At 36.6% G+C, this 18,048-nt stretch carries 22 protein-coding genes and 1 pseudogene; 3 read left to right on the top strand and 20 right to left on the bottom strand.

Annotated elements, in window-relative coordinates; genetic code table 11:
* Together HMPREF9075_RS13935 and HMPREF9075_RS11445 are read right to left on the bottom strand one after the other, a co-directional pair.
* Positions 1–175: pseudogene (locus HMPREF9075_RS13935) on the bottom strand (IS1595 family transposase); the annotation flags it as partial.
* A gap of 140 nt (positions 176–315) precedes the next feature.
* On the bottom strand, positions 316–876 hold the full coding sequence (locus tag HMPREF9075_RS11445; protein WP_009416757.1) for a hypothetical protein: 561 nt from the start codon (positions 874–876) through the stop codon (positions 316–318).
* Between the two features lie 270 nt (positions 877–1,146).
* Here HMPREF9075_RS11445 and HMPREF9075_RS11440 point away from each other — a divergent pair, with 270 nt between their 5' ends.
* Positions 1,147–1,614 (top strand): DUF192 domain-containing protein, encoded by a 468-nt coding sequence (locus HMPREF9075_RS11440; RefSeq protein WP_009416756.1) that lies wholly within the window; start codon positions 1,147–1,149, stop codon positions 1,612–1,614.
* A 286-nt stretch (positions 1,615–1,900) separates the two neighbouring features.
* On the opposite strand, the gene HMPREF9075_RS11435 is transcribed toward HMPREF9075_RS11440, so the two are convergent.
* On the bottom strand, positions 1,901–2,323 hold the full coding sequence (locus HMPREF9075_RS11435) for an organic hydroperoxide resistance protein (protein ID WP_009416754.1): 423 nt from the start codon (positions 2,321–2,323) through the stop codon (positions 1,901–1,903).
* Positions 2,324–2,699: 376 nt separating this feature from the next.
* Between HMPREF9075_RS11435 and HMPREF9075_RS11430 the strand changes: the two genes are divergently transcribed.
* Positions 2,700–3,119, top strand: a complete 420-nt coding sequence (locus tag HMPREF9075_RS11430; RefSeq protein WP_009416753.1) for a hypothetical protein — start codon at positions 2,700–2,702, stop codon at positions 3,117–3,119.
* A gap of 85 nt (positions 3,120–3,204) precedes the next feature.
* Here the strand turns inward: HMPREF9075_RS11430 and HMPREF9075_RS11425 are convergent, their stop codons facing one another.
* On the bottom strand, positions 3,205–4,047 hold the full coding sequence (locus HMPREF9075_RS11425) for an aldo/keto reductase (RefSeq protein ID WP_009416752.1): 843 nt from the start codon (positions 4,045–4,047) through the stop codon (positions 3,205–3,207).
* Positions 4,048–4,169: 122 nt separating this feature from the next.
* On the opposite strand from HMPREF9075_RS11425, the gene HMPREF9075_RS11420 reads away from it, so the two are divergent.
* Positions 4,170–4,991 (top strand): KilA-N domain-containing protein, encoded by an 822-nt coding sequence (locus HMPREF9075_RS11420; RefSeq protein ID WP_009416751.1) that lies wholly within the window; start codon positions 4,170–4,172, stop codon positions 4,989–4,991.
* A gap of 58 nt (positions 4,992–5,049) precedes the next feature.
* On the opposite strand, the gene HMPREF9075_RS11415 is transcribed toward HMPREF9075_RS11420, so the two are convergent.
* The 16 genes from HMPREF9075_RS11415 to guaB all read right to left on the bottom strand — a co-directional run bounded on the left by HMPREF9075_RS11415 (position 5,050) and on the right by guaB (position 17,985).
* Positions 5,050–5,988, bottom strand: coding sequence for a type I restriction endonuclease (locus HMPREF9075_RS11415; protein WP_009416750.1), 939 nt, complete (start codon positions 5,986–5,988; stop codon positions 5,050–5,052).
* Positions 5,989–6,015: 27 nt separating this feature from the next.
* Positions 6,016–6,633, bottom strand: a complete 618-nt coding sequence (locus tag HMPREF9075_RS11410; RefSeq protein WP_009416749.1) for a hypothetical protein — start codon at positions 6,631–6,633, stop codon at positions 6,016–6,018.
* A gap of 20 nt (positions 6,634–6,653) precedes the next feature.
* Positions 6,654–6,905: a hypothetical protein gene (locus tag HMPREF9075_RS11405; protein ID WP_009416748.1), complete on the bottom strand. Its 252-nt coding sequence runs from the start codon at positions 6,903–6,905 to the stop codon at positions 6,654–6,656.
* Positions 6,906–7,339: 434 nt separating this feature from the next.
* Positions 7,340–7,822 carry a hypothetical protein gene (locus HMPREF9075_RS11400; protein WP_009416746.1) on the bottom strand — a complete coding sequence of 161 codons (483 nt, stop codon included), beginning with the start codon at positions 7,820–7,822 and terminating at the stop codon, positions 7,340–7,342.
* Between the two features lie 48 nt (positions 7,823–7,870).
* Positions 7,871–8,722 (bottom strand): GyrI-like domain-containing protein, encoded by an 852-nt coding sequence (locus HMPREF9075_RS11395; protein WP_009416745.1) that lies wholly within the window; start codon positions 8,720–8,722, stop codon positions 7,871–7,873.
* 211 nt (positions 8,723–8,933) lie between these two features.
* Positions 8,934–9,398, bottom strand: a complete 465-nt coding sequence (locus HMPREF9075_RS11390) for a DUF302 domain-containing protein (RefSeq protein WP_009416744.1) — start codon at positions 9,396–9,398, stop codon at positions 8,934–8,936.
* 8 nt (positions 9,399–9,406) lie between these two features.
* Entirely contained in the window at positions 9,407–10,576 is a 1,170-nt protein-coding gene (locus HMPREF9075_RS11385) for an alpha/beta hydrolase (protein ID WP_009416743.1), read from the bottom strand.
* A gap of 7 nt (positions 10,577–10,583) precedes the next feature.
* On the bottom strand, positions 10,584–10,754 hold the full coding sequence (locus HMPREF9075_RS13625) for a hypothetical protein (RefSeq protein ID WP_009416742.1): 171 nt from the start codon (positions 10,752–10,754) through the stop codon (positions 10,584–10,586).
* A 167-nt stretch (positions 10,755–10,921) separates the two neighbouring features.
* Complete coding sequence (locus tag HMPREF9075_RS11380) at positions 10,922–12,142, bottom strand: RNA polymerase sigma factor (protein ID WP_009416741.1); 1,221 nt, start codon at positions 12,140–12,142, stop codon at positions 10,922–10,924.
* Between the two features lies 1 nt (position 12,143).
* Positions 12,144–12,488, bottom strand: a complete 345-nt coding sequence (locus tag HMPREF9075_RS11375; RefSeq protein WP_002666814.1) for a YciI family protein — start codon at positions 12,486–12,488, stop codon at positions 12,144–12,146.
* A gap of 168 nt (positions 12,489–12,656) precedes the next feature.
* On the bottom strand, positions 12,657–13,013 hold the full coding sequence (locus tag HMPREF9075_RS11370) for a TfoX/Sxy family protein (protein WP_009416740.1): 357 nt from the start codon (positions 13,011–13,013) through the stop codon (positions 12,657–12,659).
* Positions 13,014–13,020: 7 nt separating this feature from the next.
* Entirely contained in the window at positions 13,021–13,491 is a 471-nt protein-coding gene (locus HMPREF9075_RS11365; RefSeq protein WP_009416739.1) for a DinB family protein, read from the bottom strand.
* 82 nt (positions 13,492–13,573) lie between these two features.
* Positions 13,574–14,113, bottom strand: coding sequence for a hypothetical protein (locus HMPREF9075_RS11360; RefSeq protein WP_009416738.1), 540 nt, complete (start codon positions 14,111–14,113; stop codon positions 13,574–13,576).
* 17 nt (positions 14,114–14,130) lie between these two features.
* A complete protein-coding gene (locus tag HMPREF9075_RS11355) occupies positions 14,131–14,700 on the bottom strand; it encodes a Crp/Fnr family transcriptional regulator (protein ID WP_009416737.1) in 570 nt (189 codons plus the stop codon).
* A 255-nt stretch (positions 14,701–14,955) separates the two neighbouring features.
* On the bottom strand, positions 14,956–16,272 hold the full coding sequence (locus HMPREF9075_RS11350; protein WP_009416736.1) for a DUF389 domain-containing protein: 1,317 nt from the start codon (positions 16,270–16,272) through the stop codon (positions 14,956–14,958).
* 243 nt (positions 16,273–16,515) lie between these two features.
* The gene (gene guaB, locus HMPREF9075_RS11345) at positions 16,516–17,985 is read right to left on the bottom strand and encodes an IMP dehydrogenase (protein ID WP_009416735.1); all 1,470 of its coding nucleotides are present in this window, start codon (positions 17,983–17,985) and stop codon (positions 16,516–16,518) included.
* Positions 17,986–18,048: the final 63 nt, after the last annotated feature.

Genomic DNA, 18,048 nt, shown 5'->3' with positions numbered 1-18,048 from the left:
ATAGCTTCACGGACTTTTTGCATAAAATAATGTGTTGTTTGTCGACTAATTTCATAACTTTACGGCAACAATATCCATCTTCCCACTTTAAAAAAGCTAGATATTCTTCGCAATCTAAGTCTGTTTTAAAGCGTTCAGTAAACTCTAAGAGACTTTGTCCCTTAAATAATTCCATAATAAATTAATTTTCAGAGTGCAAATATATGAAATTATTTTGACACGTTAATTATTGTTTAACGGTGCAAAGATATAGCGTTTCCTTAAAATATTGTTACACAAAAGTCGGTAGTTTCCACAATTTTTCTCTTTAATCTGTTATAAAACAATCTCTTTGACAACTCTATTATTGGGTCTATCGAGCACTGTAACTATTATCTTACTACCTAAAAGGGTAGGGTTCAGGGCGGTAGTAGCGTATTGCCAAATGTCAGCGATAAGTATAGCATTGCCTTCTTCAACGGTTCTCTCACCGTGCAATATCGTTACTTTCACCTGAACAACCTTAAAATTATCACTTACTTCAATAGTTATCACCTCACCCAGTGTGCTACCTGTATAGGCTTCAGCGTTGATGTGGCTGATTTCAGGAGCTTTGAGATAGTCGGACACTGCCATATTATAAGCGTTGATAACACCTCGTCGTTTAGCTTCTGCACTGTAGAGAGCCTTTAGTTCAGGATTTTGCATAACACTTTTAGCATAAGCGGTAGCAAGTTTAAATCCTTGAGCGCACATCTGCTGCTTGGCGCTGCGGGCAGCAGGTTTTTTCGGCATTTTCGATAAGACCGTCTTTCCGTGCACCCGCTTCAGCACCACCTGTTTTCCTATATTCCCAGAGACTTTTTGTAGTATAATATTATCATTCGTCCGCGCCATAATCCATCGTTTTATCAAAGCACAAAAATACAAAATAATCCCTAAACTACCAAAACTTTTATGTAGGAAAGTCAGCTTTCTGGCGCAGCTTAGTATATGATGTAAAGTCAGTGTAGGATCAGTGTAGGATCAGTGTAGGATTAGTGTAAGATCAGTGTAGGATCAAAGTATCAGAAAGCAGCTAAAATCATTTATTTGCTAAATTTCAATCTTGCTCATTTAAAAAATTAGTACTACTTTTGCATCATTAAAGTTTAATAATAAAACACAATGAAAAAGAAAATATTTACATCTGCCAAACTATTGCTAATGGGAGTTATCCTATTGTGCTACCTTGTTTTTACTGCTTGTTCAGCCCTCGCACTTGAGTTTGAAGAGAGAGACTTGAGCATCACAAATCTTGACGGCAAGACCATTCCTATAAAAGTTGAGCTTGCTCGCTCCATACGAGAGATGTCAAAAGGCTATATGGGGCGTGAAAATATTCCCGAAGGAACGGGTATGCTTTTTATCTTTAAAAGAGACGAAAAGTTAAGCTTTTGGATGAAAGATACGCCTACCCCTCTTTCAATTGCATTCATTAACTCGAGTGGTGAAATCCGCGAAACACGCAATATGACACCGTTCAGCCATCAAAGCGTGGACTCATCAGAACTTGTGCGTTATGCTCTTGAAGTGCCTCAAGGATGGTTCGAAAAGAACAATATAGGAAAGGGCTGTACAATCAAACTGCCATAGCCAATAAAGTTAAATTAAATAATAAGCACAATGAAAAAAATAGTATTTATCATTTTAGATAAGTTTGCTAATTAGGAACTGGCTTATCTTTCTGCCAATGAAGCCGTGAGCGACCATAAAGTAGTAACTGCTTTTCTATACTCTACACACCGAAGGCTTTCTCAAAGCAATACAAATGAGCTAATTGATAAATCTACTTTTAGAATAGAATTAGCCTTTAGTAATAAAAACTCCCCGTGAGGTACGCATACCACACGGGGAGTTTTATTGTTTGTCTTACTACGACTTAATTGTTACTAACTTCAAAGGTTACTTCTATATTTCCACGAGTAGAGTTAGAATACGGGCATACTTGGTCGGCTTTTGCTGCAAGTTCCTTAGCTTCTTCAAGCGATACGTTGGGTATATTTACTTGTAAGGTTACGGCAAAAATAAACCCGCCATTATCCAGCTTTCCTACAGATACGTGTGCTGCTACAGAGGTCTCACCAGTAGCTACTTTAGTTTGCCTAATAACCAAATTCAGGGCAGTATCAAAACAAGCCGCATAGCCCGCAGCAAAAATCTGCTCAGGATTGGTATAATCATCGTTAGCTCCACCTAAGGCTTTAGGAGAACGTATTTCAAGGCTTAATACGCCATTGTCAGAAGTTACTTTTCTGTTACGACCACCTGTCGCGGTGGCCACTGCTGTGTACATTGCTGTCATCTGTCTTTTTTATTTATGATTAATAATTTGTTTACTAAATGTCCTAAGTGTTTCGAGCTATTCCTCACTTAGGGGTGTTCTTCACAAGGGGAGCTTATTATTGCTTATCGTGCTACGATTCGTGCCAGACTAATTTCCATCCCTCTTTTTCTTTGGAAGAGGAGTCATCTTCATTTTGTTCTTGAGAACAGCCTACAATGATGCTCCAAATGCATAAAATAATAAAAGTTTTTCTCATAATATTGTATTGTTTTTAAGTTATTCTAAATGCAAAGGTAGTGATAATTTGATAATTAGCAAATTAGTAAAATAGCGAATTTGCATATTAGGCAATTAAGTATTACTTTTGTGGCATTAAAATATTAATAATATAATTATGAAAAAAGTACTTTTAATGGGAGTGTTAGCTTCCTTTATGTTAGCGGGTTGTGGTACAGCTAAATCACCAGAGATGAAACGCTTGGAAAAACAACAACAAGCCTTGAAACTCAATACCGAGCTCAACGAATTGCAAATGAAACTCACACAAGAGCAAACCAATAATCAGTCGTTGCAAACTGAGGCTGCACAGGCTAATGAAGAAGCTACTGATCGCACGGATGCTTTTAGTGATGCGAGTTCGGCTTCAGCAAGTGCTAAAAAAGCGAACAAAGCTCGAAAGGCATTGCGCAAAGCTAGTAAGGCTAACAGGAATTTAGCCAAAAGTAATCGCCGTATTGAGAAATTGCAAAAAGACATCACTAAATTGCAAGAAAAGATAACTAAACTAAATGCTGAAGTAGAATTTAGCAAATAGATACAAGTTAGATGTTTTATTAAAAATTCCCGTGTGGTACAAGTACCACACGGGAATTTTACTAATTAGCACATTTGCTAATTTGCTAATTACCATATTGTAGTATCATCTCTACAAAAGCAGGGTCTCGGTGAGAAGAGAAGAGCGTTTGCTTGGTGTCAAGAACCGCTATTTGGCTCATATCCTCCTCTGAGAGTTGAAAATCGAATACATTAAGGTTTTGCTCCATACGCTCTTTGCGTACCGATTTAGGAATACAAATAATATCGCGTTGTAATAGGTAGCGCAAGGCTACTTGGGCAGCACTTTTGTGATACTTTTCACCAATAGCATTGAGCGTAGGATTGGCAAAGAAATCGTTTCTACCTTCAGCAAAAGGTCCCCACGACATTAGCTTGGTGTCGTATTTTTTCATCAGTTCTTGTAGGGCTTGTTGTTGGTGGAATACGTGTGTTTCCATTTGGTTTACAGCAGGTTTTATCTCGCAGTGGTATGCCAAATCGAGGTATCTATCGGCATAGAAGTTACTCACCCCAATAGCGCGCACTTTGCCCTCTTTATAGGCTTCTTCCATAGCGCGATAAGAGCCATAATAGTCGCCAAAAGGTTGATGAACGAGTAGCAAATCGATATAATCAGTTTGGAGTTTGCGCAAAGAGGTTTCGATAGAGGCTTTAGCTTTTTCATAGCCCGCATTGCTTACCCACACTTTGGTAACGATAAAGAACTCTTTGCGATTGATACCACTTTTCTTAATAGCGTTGCCTACGCCCTCTTCATTTTTGTAAATTTGGGCAGTGTCAATCATTCGGTAGCCTACCGAAATAGCATCGCTTACGCAACGCTCACATTCTTTAGGGTCTACTTGGAATACACCATAACCCAATACAGGCATTTGTACTCCGTTGTTTAATTGAATATTTTTCATTTATAATTCTTATTTTTAGTTTATACCCTGCAAAGATAGAGAATTTTTATCAAATAATTATTACAGAGAAGAGTAGTTTTTCAAATTTTCTCCTATCTTTGTGCTTTCAAAACTTTTCTATTATGACGAAGAATAAAAAGATAAATGTACAAGGAGTAGCTATTACCTTTTATGAAAGAGAGAATAATGATTATATATCACTCACTGATATAGCACGTTATAAAGAAGTAGAGCATACAGATGCTATTATACAAAATTGGTTAAGAAACCGAAATACAGTTGAATTATTAGGTTTTTGGGAGATTCTTTACAATCCTAATTTTAAACCCCTCGAATTCGAGGGGTTTAGAAAACAAGCAGGACTTAATAGTTTCGTATTGACACCTAAACGCTGGATAGAAGCTACTAATGCTATAGGTATTGTCTCTAAGGCAGGGCGTTATGGAGGAACTTTTGCTCATAAAGATATAGCTATGGAGTTTGCCTCTTGGATTTCCATAGAATTTAAACTTTATGTTATCAAAGAATTTCAACGCCTTAAAGAAGAAGAAAATAGCCGCTTAAAACTCGAATGGAATCTACAACGCACCCTCGCCAAAGTCAATTATCATATCCATACTGATGCGATAAAAGAGAACCTTATTCCCAAAGAAGTTACTAAAAAACAGATGCAATATATCTATGCTGATGAAGCTGATTTGCTAAATATCGCTTTATTTGGTATCACAGCTAAAGAATGGCGAGATACACACCCTAATAAAGAAGGAAATATCCGCGATGAGGCAACTTTAGAGCAGTTAGTAGTACTGAGCAATTTAGAGAGTATCAACGCTTTGCTTATCAGGCAAGGTCTTTCACAAGCTGAACGTTTGCTTGAGCTCAATAAAACTGCTATTACCCAAATGAAAACTTTAATAGCACATCAAGTAAAGCTCATTCGTTAGAGAATAACACTCCCCGTGCAAAGAGAGATTGCACGGGGAGTGTTAGCAAGAGATTAGCTTAGTCAATTTTATAAACTACTTTTGCAAGTCCTAATTCTTTCCATTTGCCATTTTTAGCTTCAGGGCGTGAATAAACATTGCCTAACAAAGAAGATTTTTGTTTAAATCGTGATGCTTTCCAAGTTTTGTGTTCTACTTTTCCGTTGTTATAGTGCCACTCTACTTTTGCTATTTTTTTTGGCAAAAGTAATTTTTTAAAAGCTTCTAAATCATTAGGAACAAACTCAATAGGCAGTTTCTCAACAGAAGTATTGTCAAGGTTGTTCAGAGATACTTCTTCAACAACAATGGGTGAGATAGCAATATTCAAATGCTCAAACACTTTTTTTACAAGCTTAGAATCATATTCCTCTTGTAGTTCTTTGTATAGTTTATCTTGCAAATGAGAAAGCTGTTCCTCCACATACTCTCTGATTTCATTCATAACTTCACTTTCTTGTATTTTCTCCAATTGTTTTTCAGCAAATACAAGAAGTTTATCCTTTTCAAACTGCTCTTTAGTAAGTAGAGATAGTAGTTCTTCAGCTTCTAGATTGTTTTCAGTGAATGCAGCCTCGAATACTTTTTGAGCTTCTGTGCCGTCTTCTGTAGTATCATCGTAGTACAATTGGAATTTGTCCCCCAAAAGCACCCCAAAGCGAAGTTTTAGCTGTCGCATATAAGAGATAAGTTGTTTCTTATGTTTTTCAACAGACTCATTAGGGTGTTTTAGCTCTACTACAAAAAGAACTTTGTTATTACTCTCTATGGTAATATCAGGTATTAGAGTTTGATTACTCCCTACACTGATATGCTTTTGAGTAACAATTTCTCCTTGTTTTCTTGACCAGCCCAACTTCTCTAAGAAATTTTCAATCTCTACTTGAAGAATATTTTCTTTAGTATTCTTTTTTTGATGTGTGCTTACTATAAAGCACAAGTCATTCCATTTATTCATATTTTATTAAATTTTAAATTCATTTTTTTAATCACACAAAAAAGATAATAGTTGATATACAATAGGTGCAGCAGGGTGAGGGATATATAGAATATAAGGTCTTACTTCACGTAAGATTTCTTTGAAATCAATATTTTTCATAAAATTAGAAACCTCACTACTAAGTTCTTGTTTTTCTTCTATTATTTCAGAAGTATTGCGTGATAAATTATTTCTTTTTTGATAATTATCAAAAATGTTTAACAGAGAAACTACTATTTTCAAAGCATTTTTAGCTTTTTCATTTTTTATTTCAATATTGTTTAAATTTTCAATTAAACTATTTAAATTGACTTCTGAAAGAACTTTATAGAAGCTATCTTTAATTTCTATCTGATCATAAAACTCTCCTGCTTTATGGGTTATTTCTACAAAACTTTCAGCAGTACTATTATAGATATTCGAGCTTTTTTCTGAAATGAAATCAATAGTAGTGCTATATGCTATACTTGTGCTCTCCACTATATTATCGTATGTTGAGGAGGTATAATTAGCAATGCTATTCCATAAACTTTCTTTGTCTTCTATATCCTTACTTGATATATTTTCTTCTTTCTTTTCAAATAAAGAAATGAATTTATCAAACATTGATTTCTCTTGTTCCATACAAATAATTGTAATTGATTTTACCAAAATTTCCACCAAGGAGAATCACTTTTCTCTTCAATAGTTATTACATTTGCTGTTAAACTTAGAGTTCTATCTGTTTTAATACCTGGGAATTTATTTTTTGCCCAACTTTTTAAAACTTCTTTTCTGTTACCTCCCATAAATGAGCGTGCTAATTTGAAATTTTCAGTAATAAAAGTTTCGTTAATTGAAAAAGATCCATTAAGTTGTCCAGCTCCTAAAATTGTTACTTTGTACTTTTTAGCCATTCTTCTAATTGTTATTTAGTTTGTCATTCCTACTCTCTTACAGGCTTTTCGGTTTCCGCCTTATCGTTCACATAAGTACATAAAAAAACGCGGGCACATTCCTTACTACTTTCCTTATAGAGCCCGACCAAAGGCTTTGTACTAAAGTAAAAAGGAATGCCCACGCTTATAACGCAGGCATTTCCACTTCACTTTTCCTAGTACTAAAAAATGGTCGTTTTCTATAAGTAGGAAAATTGTAAAGCGAAACGCTAATTTATGTCTTTATGTAATTGTTTTTTCTGTTTCTTTTAAATAGTGTTTAAATGAGTTTTTAAATTCACTGCAAAGGTAATGATTTTTTTATAATATGCAAGGGGTAAGAAATAAAATCGTTTAAAAAAATACTATTCAAGCTTTATGATTTGTCTGCAATCATTAATAATACAAATATCCTAAGCCGTCATTTGCAACAAACTACTGATTTCGTCAGCGTGAGTGCGACAATAATACATCACAAAAGCAATAAAAGGTACAAAAAGTATGATACTCCACAGCAAGCCTTGTGCAAAGACTTTGTAATTGCCGAGGCGATAGAGTATATAGCCTGCCCAAAGAAGATTAAGTGTCATAGTGATATGCGACATTTGGGCAAAAATATTAGCACCACTCCACGTAAAGGTGAAGAGTCCCATAGTACCAAAATAGTACATTGGCAAGAAAGCAAGTGCCAACCCGATAGCATTTTTGTTGTACAAAAAGACTATAAAGCCTACTAAATATACCAAGCTACTCGGCGAACAAGCATTGTAAGCAATCCATTGTACTATGTTTGTTTTCAGGCTAAAGAAGAAATAACTACTTCCTGAAAGTGTGAGCAATAATAAGGCAATCGCTAAGACGATACCAATAGTTTTTTCTGTTCTTGTAAGTTGCATAGCATTAAAAGTTATAAAATGCACTATATTTGCTGATTGACAAATGGGTTAACTAATAGGAATATAAATCTCTGTTTTTAGCTTTTCTTTAGGGGTACGGCGCGCATCATTGAGGTATTTTTCAAAGAAAGGCTCTTCGCGTAGCGTGTACTCGTGGTCCATCACCCAGCGTACGGCTGTATCATATACCTGAGAAAGGTTTTCGTAACTGCCTTGATAAAAGAAAACAGCGTATTTACCCCCTGCTAAGGTTTTGCAACTAACTTCTTCTTGTGGGATGGCGGGCTTGTGGATAGCCAAACATACATCAGAGCGTTGCAAAGAGCCTTCGGTGATTTTCGGGTCGTCATACGATATGCATATAGACTCTATCCCTTTGGTGAAAAGTTTTTGAGCCTTAATAACAGCCCATAGTTGTTCGTAGGCTTTTCCGTAGTCTAAACTTCCATAGGCACCAGTGAGGGCTACATAAATAAGGTTTTTAGGCTCTAATGTTACTATTTTAGGGGTTTTTAGAGCCAAATCAGGATTAATGATTTCTTTTTTCATAATATAGGTATCTTTGTTTGTTCTATACTCAGTAGGGCTGATGCCATATTGTTTCTTAAAGGCTTTAGAGAGCGAAGCTGTGGTTTCATAGCCTATATTAAAGGCTATTTCTTCAATTGTCAGGGTAGTATATCGCAACAAACGAGCTATAGCTTCTAACCTAAGACGAGTGATATACCCTCCAATAGCTTCACCTTTTAGGGCTTTGAAGATACGATGAAAGTGAAAGTCAGATAAAGCCGCCTCATTAGCGAGTTTTTTAAGGTCTAAAGTCTCATCTAAATGATTGTTGATGTAAGCAACTACCTTATTGATGCGCTGAATGTAATCGTTGTAAGTAATGTTTTTCATATTGAGTTACTGATTTACGAGGGCAAAGGTAAGGCAGTTTTGCAGAAAAGATTTTTCCTATCTTGCTTATTTTCAAAAATAGCCAATAAAAAAATCCCCGTGATGCGAGCCACATAGGCAGTTTGCACCACGGGGAGTTTTATTTTCTAAAATTCTAATTTGCTAATTTTCCAATTCGCTCATTTGCTAATTTCCTCATTTGCTAATTTCCTCATTCCCCAATTGACGATTTTATCAACTGTAGCATTGCTGCATCTATTTTCTCTGCTGTGCTGAAGTTTTGCTTTATATGGTATTTTTCGGCGATAGCAGCAATTTTCTCATAGCGTATGTTTACTGTTTTTTCCTTCTCATAGATGAGGATTTTCAAAGGAAGTTCAATAGCCAATCGAGGGTTTTCTTGCATTAGGGCGGTTCCTACTTTGGGGTTCCCTACTATAAGCACGGTGGCAGGCTGCATATGCTCGCCTACTGCCTCAGCTGCTTTGTGGTGTTCAATAGTAACAAAAATGGTAATTCCTTTGCTGTTCAGTGTTTTCTGAAGGGCTGCTACAGTCTCTTCAAAAGCCAATGGACTTTGGAAGTCTCCATAAGGTTTTATCACATCTGTACAGCTAATAATAGGTTGTGCAGCTGCTAAGAACGGGAATAATAACAAGATAATTAAGTGTTTCATATAGTTTATTATAAATGTTTTTCAAAGAAAGTAAGGGTAAGTTCATTCAGTTTGTGGTGAGTTTCCTCAATAGGGGTTTTGCCACTAAATCCCAAAAAATGAGCAAAAGGCAACCACAAAGGAGCATCGGTAAAATCTACGTGAAAGATATCAGGGATTTGTACAAATTCACTCTCAACAGTGTTTTTGCATAGGTTTTCCATTGTGCTGAGGTGCTCTTGAATATCGCTCTCTGTCCACCCTCCTGAGCGTTCTCTTTCTGTGCGCATAGCTTCTGCCGGACGTGTGATAACCATTGTAGGAACACGCAAGCCCGTTTGTGCTATTTTTAGTGGAATCCGCGATTCCATAATTAAATTAGCTTTGATACGAGGGTCTTCCCACGAGGCTTCCGATACGATAATTCCTCCAAGAGAGACGCCAAAAGCTCCTAATCTATCCAAGTTAAGTTTTGTGGTAAGAAGATGGTTAGGGTCGTTTGTATTGAGTGCCGTAAGGAAATCTATTACTCGCGATACATCTTTAGCGAAGTAGGCTATCAATCCCCCTTCAAAAGTTTTTCCATTATAGTTTAAGAGTGGATTTTCTTCTGTAAGGCTCTCATTGAGCATAGGGTCGATGACCGTTCGCGGCAGGCTTTTGAGCGTACTGCCATCGGGGAAAGTTGCCAAGGCTACTGCCATAGGGCAATCAATACCTACCACTATATAGTCTTGAGAGACTAATTCTTGTATCTGAAAAGTGCTTATACATCGGTGACCATAAAGTCCTGTAAGGTATAAAAGTACAGGATATTGCGCATTTTCCTTGTTTACAGGAGCTTTTACTAAAGCATTCGAACGCTTGAATTGCAACGGATAAAGCAACGCCTTTGGAATATGCAAAAGCTCTGAAATAGCCTCGCTCACCTTTGTAGCTTCAGGGATATAAGGAGCGTAATCAGGTTGAGCGGTATTTTCAGCAGGGTACCACACTTGTATGGGGATTTGTCTGGCTTGGTGTTTATCAGTGATGAAAATCTCTTCCCTATCAGGGTCGGTTACACAATAGGTTACCGTGCCAATGGCATACTTGCCCATAGGTTTTGCAAAAAGCACAGGACGACATATATAGTAAGCCCCTCCTATGAGCAAAACCAATACTATGATGATAAGGATATACATCTTTTTCTTTTTCATCTGTTAATTATACTGAGGTAGTAGCAAAGATACGCAATGAGTCATCAGTTTCTTTGCGTTGTATATACCCTTTGAGGGTCATTTGTTGCAATTGTTTTTTTACTGCTGCGGTGGCTATCCCAGCTTTTTTTGCATTTAAAGGTAGCCACAGGCTACCTTTAAATGGTATAATATGCAAAAGTACATATTATTTTTTACTTGACCTACTAATTGGTAGCTTTTGTATCAGCCGCCCATTCCACTATCAGCAGTATTTAATTTTAATTGGTGACAATTTGACACCGTTTCATTTTCCCTCTTTTTTTGAGTAATCCCCCAAGGTGTGCATTTTGAGTTCTTTAAACCTTACTCCACTAATTGTTCTATGTGTTTTTGCAGTGTAGCGCGTTCGTTGGGGGATTTAGAGAGAGTAATCGCTTTTTGGTAGTGAGCAATTGCTTTTTGGTTATTGATATCAGTATACAAATATCCTAATAACTCGTGGTAGTAACGATTGTTTTGCAATCCTAATTTTTCAGCCTCTACAATAGCTTTTTCTTTGCCGTACACCTTGCCGTAAGCAAAAGTCCTATTTAAGGCTATTACAGAAGAATATTCAATGATAATGAGTTGGTTATATAGGCGGAGAATATACTCCCACTTATTTTCATCGGTAGGGGTAGTATGCCAATGGGCAATACCAGCTTCTAAGTGATATTTAGAGATTTGAGAGTCTTCGCAGGCTTTTACTAAGTAATAGTTGCCTCTGTGTATAAGTTCTTTATCCCATTTGCTTTTATCTTGTTGTTCATAAAGAGTGTTTTCACCAGTGGTATTGATACGAGCTTCAAGTCTGGAACTTTGGAAGCACATCAGCGATAAAAGAGCATTCAATTGTGGTGTATCAGTTTGAGGGTGCTCGGCAAGTAAGAGTGTAAGGCGCAAGGCTTCTTTGCAAAACTCCTTTCGTATAAACTGATTGTTAGTTTCTGAAAAATAGCCTTCATTGAAAAATAAGTACAAACAGCGCAGTACAGTTTCTAATCGGGCTTGTATATCGGCTGGGCTTACGGTTTTGATTTGAAAATGATGCTCTCTGAGTTTGCTTTTAGCTCTAAGAAGTCGTTTTTTTATAGTTTCGGTATGGGTGAGTAGGGCATTGGCAATCTCTTCTACTGTAAAACCACAGAGTATTTGCAAAGCCAAACTTATTTGAGACTCTACAGAAATAGAAGGATCGCAGATATTGAAGAGCATTTCTAACTGACTGTCGTTTATTTCAGAAGTTTCAAAGGTAAGTTCTTCGCTTTTTTCAGTAGGTGTAAGTGCCTTTTTTACTTTATCTTCAAATATAGCTACGTGTTTTTCATAGTCTTTAGCTTTGTTTTTGGCGACGGTGTAAAGCCACGCAGTAGGGTTGGGAGGTAAGGGCTCTGTTTCCCACAATTCATAGGCTTTTAAGAAAGTATCACTCGCAATATCTTCAGCAATCTCCAAATGAGAAAAGCCAAAATGGCGACATAAGACTGCCACCATTTTAGCGTATTCTTTTCGAAACAAATCGGATAAAAGTTGTGAGTGAGGCATTTTAATCTCTTTTTAGCACTTCACGCACTTCAATACTGCCACCTACTTGTTCAAAAATAGGGTTGGCTTTAGCCATTTCCACTGCTTCATCAATGTTTTCAGCTTTTACTACCACATAGCCACTGATAAACTCTTTAATTTCGGTAAAAGGTCCATCGGTTACAACCTTATCGGCTTTGATAGTTTTGGCACTGCCAGCGATAGGCAAAAGGGTATTGCCTTTGTCGGCTAATTTGTTTTGTGAAGCGATACCTGCAAGCCAGTTCATACGTTCTTGCATTTGCTCGGGAGTAGGTTTGAAATCAGCGATGTTGTTCAAACGAAAAATTAATACAAAATCTTTCATACATTTTTAAATTTAATATTATACCCCTATAACGATTGAATTTCCTCTATGGGGACAAAGATAGTAATAATTTGTCAATTAAAAAACTCCCATAATGTGAGCCGCATTGGCAGTTTGCACCACGGGGAGTTTTATTTACGCTTGTCGTGCTACGACTCGTGTTACGACTTAATTAGCTAAATTCTTTTTCTTAGAACTCTTTGCTTTGCTGTTGAACTCTAAACAGAGTTGTAACCAAAAATCAAAGTCTTTTTTTTGGTTGTACCCCGTAGGGTCTACATAGCAATACCCAGAGAGTTCTTTCCCTCTCATTACCACTGGCGAGAAGCCCTGCCTTTCGGCAATTTCTTCTGTCTGCTCAGGGTCAAACCTACACATTAGGCAATTATCTCCTATGTTGATGCACATCTTGTCATTCACCAAGAAAGCCAAACCGCCAAACATCGCCTTTTCTTCAACCTTGATGTGAGGAATTTCAGCTAAATATTCGCGAACTCTATTCGCAAGTGTTATACTATAAGCCATATTTTTATTAGATTTTTGAGCTAAAATAGTTTAAAGCTACTATAGTTCCCAGATGTCTCGATTCGTGCATATTGTTTACATACATAGCATCTTCTATAGTATCAATAGAAAATAAACCTACCTTAACCGTCGGGAACTCATTGAATAACCTTCCTTGATAATCTTCTTGTAATTGATTGGCTGTACTGAGTAACAATTCCTTTACTTGCTTGATTTCTTCCTTTGAAGGTGTAATCTTTTGAGGAAAAGTGCCACGATTGTATTTCTCTAAAAAATCATTGCTGATTAGCAGTTTATTTCCACTGAGCTGATAACATAAGAATTGTTGTACAGCAATACAATGTGCTATATTCCAAAAGATGTTGTTAGAAAAACCTGTTGGGATATAACCTAATTGTTCAGGGGTAAGACTATCTAAGTAAGTCAATAGGTTTTTGCGAATGGATAAAAGAAATTCAAAGTGTTTTGTTTTTGTCATTTTTAAATACTGTTTAAAATTCGGGGGCAAAAATATGACTAATACACAAAAAAAATCTTGCCATAAGACAAGATTTTATTTCTTAGTAATTATCTAGATTAAAAGAAATATATTTTCTAAATGTATTTTCTCTAACTTTTTTTAATGAATCTTTTGATATTTCACCATTAAGATAATTAAGCTCTCCCTCTAATATGTCTTTTTCTTCTTGTATTTCTAAAACAATTGCATTACTTATTTTTTTTCTTAAAAAGTCACTGTCCTTTATTGTGTAATTTTTTAGTAACTTTCTACTTTTCTTTTGAAAATCTAGTATATTTACACGAAATTCATCGTCCAACCCTCTACTTTTTAAGAGTTCATCATAGAAAATTAAATATTCTAATTCTATAGGATTTTTAAATAAAAATAAAGTATCCTTATCGTTATAATTTGTCCAGATAGGTTCGATATTCATAAATGATATTTCAGATATTTTATCAGTCATAGCCATTATTGTAGTACTAATGAGATCTTTATTACTCTTTTTATTTTCATAATAGTTGTAAATTAAATATGATATAATTGAAGCTAATATGATTAATATATTATTTTTTAAATCTAAAAAAACTGTTTTTTTCATTTTATAATAATTAATTTTTACATTTCTTTCCTGATGCGACTTAGCGAAGTGTCTGTGATGCCTAAATAAGTAGCTATATGTTTTAAGGGGGCGTACTTTATAGCACTGGTTTTTTCCTTAATAAACTGCATATAGCGCTCTTTGGCAGGGAGTGTAATCATTTCAAGAGAACGTTTCTTTGCCTCAAACAATTTCTCTGTCATAAAGAGTCGCCCCCATTCCGAATATCCTTTCAAACTGTGATAAAGTTCTTGAAAATGGTCATAATCTATATGCCACCCCTCACAATCAGTAAGGGCTTGGATATTTTCGGCAGAAGGTAAATGCTTAAAAAGAGAAAGTTCTTGCACGATAATTTCACCTTCACAAAAGAAGTCGGTAGTGATATCATTTCCCTCATAGTCATACACAAAGGCGCGAGCAACTCCTCTCTGCAAGATGAGATAACCACGAGCTATTTCGTCCTTGCGCAAGATAAAATCACCCTTGCGAAAAGCAATAGGCTGATGAGCTTTTTGTATTTGTTGTAACTCTTGTGCTCCTATGAGAGGGTGTTTGTAGATATTTTGAAATAAGTTATGCGTCATTGTTATTCTTTGATATTTGCATTTGTTAAGTATGCTAGGTATTACTTATGGAGCTTTCTTCATCTAAGGCTAATAATAGTGTAAAATATCTGTCTAATCGCTACTGAATGAGTGGAAGATGAGACTATTTACTGTTGTGCTACTGTAAAGATAATAATTAGTTAATTTACAAGTTAGCTAAAAACTCCCCGTGAAGTACCATACCACACGGGGATTTCATTTTCTCATTTGCTAATTCCCTAATTCTCTAATTCCCTAATCTGCTAATTTACAAATCACTTTCTTATCGCCAAACTTCTCAGCGAGCCATTGTTGCAATCGTGCGGCATCTATTTCTTTAACCACTTCTTTGCCCTTTATAGTATCTTTTTTCAGGGTGTAGAGCAGTACAGTTGCCGTTTGTAGAGAATCTTTATTATATAAGTGGTTCAGCTTGCCAAAATAAAAATCGTCTATGCTTGGGAATAATACCTGCATTTCTTTAGCAAAAGTAGCATCAGTAGGCTTGTATTTTTCCAGTTCGTCAGTTAGGTTCTTTATCATCACATCTTTACTAGAGAGCGACGACTTGTTTTTGTTGATTTCTGATAGTATTTCTTTGTCTATTTCCGATTCTTTTTGTCGTACAATAAGCTTTGTATTGAGTAGATTGAAGTTTTTAAGGTTGCTTTGCAGTGTTTTTAACTCTTCATCGCTAAATTTCTTATCCAAAAACGCTAATTCAATGCTTTTAGGGTTCGTATTGTAGCGTATTTTCTTATAAATGATAGTATAACCACTGTTTTCAAACTCAGCAGTGATATAGTGTGCCACATTCTCGTGGAATTTCTTCTCTTCTAAAAGACTATAAGCTAAATAGAGGCTGGGAGTGACGATGAGGATTACTAGTGTAGTGATAACCACGCGCAAACGCTTGTTAAGTGCCTCATTACCCGTATTTTTAGGAGTGTATTTCAGGTATTTAATAATGAGAAAAGTAGCAATACCAATAAAGAAACAGTTAATACTATAGAGGTAAAAAGCACCTAAAAAATAACTAAAATTGCCCGTTGCCAAGCCAAAGCCTGCTGTACAGAGCGGAGGCATCAAAGCAGTAGCGATGGCCACCCCTGGTATAGGGTTCCCTTTGTCCTCGCGGGTTAGGGAGATAGCACCTACCAACCCACCCACAAAAGCGATGAGCACATCGTAAATAGTAGGCGAGGTACGAGCCAAAAGCTCTGATTGTACATCCTTAAACGGACTGATATAGAAGTAGATAAACGATACTATAAGGCTCACTACCGTAGCGATAAGCAAACTGCGTCCTGTTTTTTTCAATAAGTCAAAATCGTAGGTAGCTAATGCAAAGCCTGCCCCCACAATAGGCCCCATAAGAGGTGAAATAAGCATCGCCCCAATGATAACTGCCGTAGAATTGACATTTAGTCCGATAGATGCAATAAGAATAGCACAAGCCAAAACCCATAGATTGGAACCGCGAAAAGAGATATTGCTAAGAATATCTTCTATTACTTTTTCTTTTTTCTCTTCGCCTTGGTGCAGATTAAGTAGATTTTTTAAGAAACTCATAATGTTAAATATTAGTGTTTAGATGTTAGCTCTTATAAATAATATTTTTATCTGAATGCAAAGATAATAATAATTTGTCAATCAGCCAATATATCAGTAAAATTACATCTCATTACTATTAATAGTAGTTTCTAATTTCAAAGCGTTATAACAAATAATTAGCCAATGTGTTGATTAGCTAAAGCTGATACACACATTGGCTAATTTATAGTATCTTAACGACTATTCTCTAATAACCAACCACTATCGTGAGTAATTAGGAGCTTCTTTAGTAATCGTTATATTATGCGGATGACTCTCTGCTATACCGCTGGTAGTAATGCGTACAAACCTGCTTACTTCCTTAAGAGTAGCAATATCTTTAGCACCACAGTATCCCATACCAGCTCGCAGTCCACCTATAAATTGGTGCATACTTTCTTGTAATTCACCCTTATAAGCCACACGCCCCACAATACCTTCAGGCACTAATTTCTTGATATCATCTTCCACATCTTGAAAATAGCGGTCTTTACTACCTTGGTTCATAGCCTCTACCGAGCCCATACCTCGGTATGATTTGTATTTTCTTCCTTCAAAAATAATTGTTTCACCTGGTGATTCTTTAGTGCCTGCCAACAACGAACCAAGCATCACACTATCAGCACCTGCTGCAATTGCTTTCACTATATCACCTGTATAGCGAATACCTCCATCAGCTATCACAGGCACGCCTTTACCTTTCAGTGCGGCAGCTACATTCAGTACTGCCGAAAACTGCGGAAAACCTACCCCTGCTACTACTCTGGTTGTGCATATCGAGCCAGGCCCTATACCCACCTTCACCGCATCAGCACCACTCTCAGCAAGATAAAGAGCCGCTTCGGCTGTAGCTATATTACCTACTACTACATCCAAATCAGGGTGCTGACTCTTCACGGCTTTAAGTGCTTGTACCACTCCTTTGGTATGCCCGTGTGCTGTATCAATCACTACGGCATCCACTCCTGCTTGCACTAAGGCTGACGAACGCTCTACTACATCTGCTGTAACTCCTAAAGCCGCAGCCACGCGCAAACGACCATAGCTATCTTTGTTAGACATCGATTTCTCTTGCAAATTAGCAATATCGCGGAAGGTAATAAGCCCTATCAGTTTGTAGTTTTTATCTACTACAGGAAGTTTCTCTACTTTGCTGCGTTGTAAGATTTTTTCAGCCTCTTTCATCGAAGTACCCTCATTGGCTATCACCAAGTTCTTAGAGGTCATCACTTCCACTATCGGGCGAGCTCCATCTTGTTCAAATCGCAAATCTCGGTTTGTTACAATTCCTTTAAGCGTGCCATCAGCATCTACTATCGGGATACCTCCTATGCTATTTTCTTTCATACAACGTTTTGCATCAGCTACTTTTGCATCAAGCGAAAGCGTTACAGGGTCTATAATCATACCACTTTCAGCACGCTTTACTTTCCTTATTTGCTTTGCCTGCTCCTCAATTGTCATATTTTTATGAAGCACACCTATACCCCCTTCGCGTGCCATTGCTATAGCCATAGCTGCTTCGGTAACCGTATCCATAGCTGCCGATATAATAGGCACATTTAGTGTAATATTACGAGTAAAACGAGTAGTTATTGCTACCTCACGAGGCAATACCTCTGAATAATTGGGTATCAGAAGCACATCATCATAGGTGAGTCCTTCTGTAATTATCTTATTTTGGAAGTCCATTTTTTTTAAAAAGAGAATTTAGTTGCCGCAAAATTACTTACTTTTTATTTATAAAACAAATCT

It is taken from the genome of Capnocytophaga sp. oral taxon 332 str. F0381 (genome assembly GCF_000318275.2).
Lineage (GTDB): Bacteria > Bacteroidota > Bacteroidia > Flavobacteriales > Flavobacteriaceae > Capnocytophaga > Capnocytophaga bilenii.
The sequence above is the reverse complement of the archived record's forward strand: the minus strand, read 5'-3'. Positions and strand labels throughout refer to the sequence as shown.

Bases quoted from the DNA above. Each gene is read 5' to 3' on its own strand.
- HMPREF9075_RS11385 (WP_009416743.1), bottom strand. From the start codon at position 10,576: ATGAAAAAGAAAAAGATGTATATCCTTATCATCATAGTATTGGTTTTG.
- HMPREF9075_RS11365 (WP_009416739.1), bottom strand. From the start codon at position 13,491: ATGACAAAAACAAAACACTTTGAATTTCTTTTATCCATTCGCAAAAAC.
- HMPREF9075_RS11405 (WP_009416748.1), bottom strand. From the start codon at position 6,905: ATGGCTAAAAAGTACAAAGTAACAATTTTAGGAGCTGGACAACTTAAT.
- HMPREF9075_RS11375 (WP_002666814.1), bottom strand. From the start codon at position 12,488: ATGAAAGATTTTGTATTAATTTTTCGTTTGAACAACATCGCTGATTTC.
- HMPREF9075_RS11400 (WP_009416746.1), bottom strand. From the start codon at position 7,822: ATGCAACTTACAAGAACAGAAAAAACTATTGGTATCGTCTTAGCGATT.
- HMPREF9075_RS11380 (WP_009416741.1), bottom strand. From the start codon at position 12,142: ATGCCTCACTCACAACTTTTATCCGATTTGTTTCGAAAAGAATACGCT.
- HMPREF9075_RS11435 (WP_009416754.1), bottom strand. From the start codon at position 2,323: ATGACAGCAATGTACACAGCAGTGGCCACCGCGACAGGTGGTCGTAAC.
- HMPREF9075_RS11395 (WP_009416745.1), bottom strand. From the start codon at position 8,722: ATGAAAAACATTACTTACAACGATTACATTCAGCGCATCAATAAGGTA.
- HMPREF9075_RS11410 (WP_009416749.1), bottom strand. From the start codon at position 6,633: ATGGAACAAGAGAAATCAATGTTTGATAAATTCATTTCTTTATTTGAA.
- HMPREF9075_RS11390 (WP_009416744.1), bottom strand. From the start codon at position 9,398: ATGAAACACTTAATTATCTTGTTATTATTCCCGTTCTTAGCAGCTGCA.
- HMPREF9075_RS11425 (WP_009416752.1), bottom strand. From the start codon at position 4,047: ATGAAAAATATTCAATTAAACAACGGAGTACAAATGCCTGTATTGGGT.
- HMPREF9075_RS11355 (WP_009416737.1), bottom strand. From the start codon at position 14,700: ATGACGCATAACTTATTTCAAAATATCTACAAACACCCTCTCATAGGA.
- guaB (WP_009416735.1), bottom strand. From the start codon at position 17,985: ATGGACTTCCAAAATAAGATAATTACAGAAGGACTCACCTATGATGAT.
- HMPREF9075_RS11360 (WP_009416738.1), bottom strand. From the start codon at position 14,113: ATGAAAAAAACAGTTTTTTTAGATTTAAAAAATAATATATTAATCATA.
- HMPREF9075_RS11415 (WP_009416750.1), bottom strand. From the start codon at position 5,988: ATGAATAAATGGAATGACTTGTGCTTTATAGTAAGCACACATCAAAAA.
- HMPREF9075_RS11420 (WP_009416751.1), top strand. From the start codon at position 4,170: ATGACGAAGAATAAAAAGATAAATGTACAAGGAGTAGCTATTACCTTT.
- HMPREF9075_RS11440 (WP_009416756.1), top strand. From the start codon at position 1,147: ATGAAAAAGAAAATATTTACATCTGCCAAACTATTGCTAATGGGAGTT.
- HMPREF9075_RS11445 (WP_009416757.1), bottom strand. From the start codon at position 876: ATGGCGCGGACGAATGATAATATTATACTACAAAAAGTCTCTGGGAAT.
- HMPREF9075_RS11350 (WP_009416736.1), bottom strand. From the start codon at position 16,272: ATGAGTTTCTTAAAAAATCTACTTAATCTGCACCAAGGCGAAGAGAAA.
- HMPREF9075_RS11370 (WP_009416740.1), bottom strand. From the start codon at position 13,013: ATGGCTTATAGTATAACACTTGCGAATAGAGTTCGCGAATATTTAGCT.
- HMPREF9075_RS11430 (WP_009416753.1), top strand. From the start codon at position 2,700: ATGAAAAAAGTACTTTTAATGGGAGTGTTAGCTTCCTTTATGTTAGCG.